The sequence below is a fragment of the Methylobacterium mesophilicum genome, from assembly GCF_022179445.1.
GTDB classification, from domain to species: Bacteria; Pseudomonadota; Alphaproteobacteria; order Rhizobiales; family Beijerinckiaceae; genus Methylobacterium; species Methylobacterium mesophilicum.
In genome coordinates, this window is the sequence record NZ_BPQU01000194.1 from 1 (window position 1) to 221 (window position 221).

A 221-nucleotide genomic window follows, 5' to 3' on the forward strand; every position below is an offset into this window, starting at 1 on the left:
GGTGAAAGGCGTTTCAATTAGCTAATCTGTGTGGCAGCGTAGCCAGACTCACCGTAAGCCTGAAATTCACACCAGATAATCAATATGCTGATGGCGTACCAGCTCATTGATCCGCTTAAGATTGAGGATCATCATGATATTGTGTTTATGGCAGTAGAACGTTTTTAGCGATATTTTCAGTTTCTCCAGAATATCTTCCGTTGTCATTTGATTCGCAATGC

General features: G+C 41.6%; 1 protein-coding gene. It reads right to left on the reverse strand.

Annotation, left to right across the window (positions count from 1 at the left end):
- Nucleotides 1-66: 66 nt before the first annotated feature.
- Nucleotides 67-207 (reverse strand): helix-turn-helix domain-containing protein, encoded by a 141-nt coding sequence (locus tag MFF40_RS29150; protein ID WP_001492491.1) that lies wholly within the window; start codon nucleotides 205-207, stop codon nucleotides 67-69.
- Nucleotides 208-221 lie beyond the last annotated feature (14 nt).